The sequence below is a fragment of the Streptomyces nanshensis genome, assembly GCF_001751255.1.
Lineage (GTDB): Bacteria > Actinomycetota > Actinomycetes > Streptomycetales > Streptomycetaceae > Streptomyces > Streptomyces nanshensis_A.
Genome location: NZ_LJGW01000604.1, coordinates 1 through 2,676, shown reverse-complemented (window position 1 = coordinate 2,676; position 2,676 = coordinate 1). Strand labels below are relative to the sequence as shown.

Annotated in this window: 1 protein-coding gene and 1 pseudogene; both read right to left on the bottom strand. The window is 74.4% G+C overall.

What is annotated here, in order from left to right:
* Positions 1 to 2,209: DNA polymerase III subunit gamma/tau domain-containing protein (locus AN218_RS30130; RefSeq protein WP_476755979.1), on the bottom strand; the 2,209-nt coding region annotated here is incomplete at its 3' end.
* A 254-nt stretch (positions 2,210 to 2,463) separates the two neighbouring features.
* Positions 2,464 to 2,676: pseudogene (locus AN218_RS30125) on the bottom strand (precorrin-6y C5,15-methyltransferase (decarboxylating) subunit CbiE); the annotation flags it as partial.

Genomic DNA, 2,676 nt, shown 5'->3' with positions numbered 1-2,676 from the left:
AGGCGGCGGCGCCCTCCTCCGGGGGCACGCCCTCCGGGGCGCCGTCCGCGGGCGCGGGCTGTCCCGCCTCGGACTGCCCGGGTTGCCCGGGCCCTCCCAACTGCTCAGCCTGCTCGGGGTGTTCGGCCTGCTCCGGCTGCTCCGGCTGCGGACCGTCAGCGGGTACGGGTACGGGTACGGGCGCGGGTGCCGACGCGTCCTGGAGCTGCGGTCCCTGTGCGGCGGGCGTCTCCGGCTGCTCCGGGTGCCGGGTCTGCTGGGCCGGGATCCCGGGGACGGCCTGTGCCGCCTCGTCCGCCGGTGCGGGCTCCGCCGCGGCCTGCGGCTGCTGCTGGGCGGGGATCATCGTCCCGTCCACCGCCGGTACGGCTCCCCCGGCCTCAGCCGACTCCGCGTCCACGCCGTCCTGTTGGGGCTCGATGGCCTCCACCGCCGTCGAACCCGGCGAGGACACCCAGGTGTTGCCGGTGGTCTCGCTCTCCGTCTCCTTCGCACGACGGTGGCGCCGCTTGCGGCCGCCCGTACGGGGCGCTGCGGTCTGCTCGCCCGGAGCCGCCACGGGTGCGGTGGCCGCGCCGTGCTCCGGTGCGGACGGCACGTCCGCGGACGCGGCGTGCGCGCCCGGCTCCGTACCGGCGCCCGCGACGGCGCTCGGAAGGTGCTCGGGCTGCTGCACGGCGCCGTCGGGCGCGGAGGGCATCACGGCCGGGGCGTGCTCGGCACCCGGCACCGCCTGAACGGCGAACTCGCCTGCCTCCGCGGTCGGTTGAGGCCCGGCGAACGCCATGACCTGCTCCTGGACGTGCAGGCTCTCGTCGGCCTCCTGGGTCTCGTACGCCTCCTGACCGGCCAGGCCGTCCTGGCTCTCCTGGTGCTGTACGGGCAACTCGACGGCGGACGCGGACGCTTCGGTCTCCCCGTGCGCCTGGCCGTTCGCCGTCCACGTCTCGTTCTGCGGCGGCAGCGCGCCGAGTTGGGGGCCGGGCAGGTCGGCGGGGTAGTCCTGCGGGACGTCCATGTACTCGGGGACCCCGCCCGCCGCGGCGTCCTGCGCGGGGACGGACTCACCGTGCTGTACGGGGACTTCGGCCTGCTGTTCGGACGGCGACTGCTGCTCGGTCTCGGGCTCCGGCTGCGGCTGGGCCTGCTGCTCCGGGAGCTGCGGCTCGGGGCGCACCTGCCCGTTCTGCCGGGCCTCCGGAACCGCCTCGGACGGCTGCGACTGCGGTGTCTGCTGGGCCTGTTGGGCACGCTGGCCCTGGCCGCCGCGCGCGCCCTTGCGGCGCTTGCCGTTCGCCGGGCGGCCCAGCCCCCGGTCGGAGAGCGGACGCACCGCGCCCGACTGCTCCGGCTCCGGCGGTCCGAGATGCAGCGGCCGGCGCGGGTTCTTCGGGCGCGGAGTGCCCTGTGCGGGGGTCTGCCCCTCGGGGAAGGACTCGCGGACCGGAGCGCAGTCGATGGCGCCCGAGTCGCGCCCGTCCGTCTCGTGCGGGCCGGGCGTCTGGGCGTCGGCGTCCGCGGCGTCGAAGTACGGGGCGTCGGGCGCCGGTTGGGCACCGCCCTGCGCCGGGTCCGGCACCGAGTGCTGTGCCGGGTCCTGTGCACCGTCCTGTGCCGGGTCCGGCACCGGGCCGTATGCAGGCGGTACCGCCTCCTGCGGCTCCTGGCCGCCGTACTGCAACTGCTCCCCGTACTGGGCCTGTTCGCCGTACTGGACCTGTTCGCCGTACTGCAACTGCTCGGCCTGCGCGACGTGCTGCTGCGCGTGCGGTACGTGCTGAGCGTGCTCAGCCGACGGTACGTAGGCGACCTGCTGACCGTAGAACTCCTGCTGGTCGTACGGCACATGCTGCCCGTACAGGTCCTGGTGCCCGGCGAACTCCGGCTGCCCCGGCATCTGCGGCACCTCTCCCGCCGCCTGCATCTGCGCGTGCATCTCGGCCTGGATCTGTGCCTGCATCTGTGCCGGTGACGGTGCGCCTGCGGCGCCCGTCTGCTGCGGGTCGCCCCACGCCCCCTGTGAGCCGGGGAGCAGCACGTCCGGGTCGGCGGGGGCGGCTCCGGGAGCCGCCGCGTCGCCGAGGCCGTGACCGGCCTGCCCGGCGTAGGAGTACGAACCGTTCACCAGGAAGTCCTGGTGCTGGCCGTCCGGCTGCCCGCCTGCATTCTCCGGCTGCCCCTCACCGGGGATCTGGCCGGTGTCAGTCATGCGTACCCCTCGCCCATCGGTAGTGCTCGTTCCAGCCCCGCGACCAGCCGCCGGGCCCCGTAGAGGAGAACGAGCGCGCACACGGTGCGGCACGTTCCCCCTCCACGCGCCATACGGACATTGACGGACGAAGCGTCAACACCGCACAGCGGCACAACGATCGGTCAGCCTACCCGGGGCTGGGACGAGCGCCGTCCACGGAGGGGTGAGAAACAGCACTTCGTCGTGGTTCGTCACGCACCGGCCACAGAGATTCAGATCTGGACACCGGACAGCAGGAAAACGACAGCACGTTCACTTTCCACCCACTCCGAGGTGTCCAGCTCAACGGACTGGAGCAGGGCGCATTCCACGGCGTAACCGCGTTCGGCGAGCGCCCGTCCGACCGCCTCGGCCTCGTCGCGGGTCGCGGCGTGCGTGACGATGCGGCCGGGGCGCCGGTCGGCGACGGCGGCGACGGTCGGGGC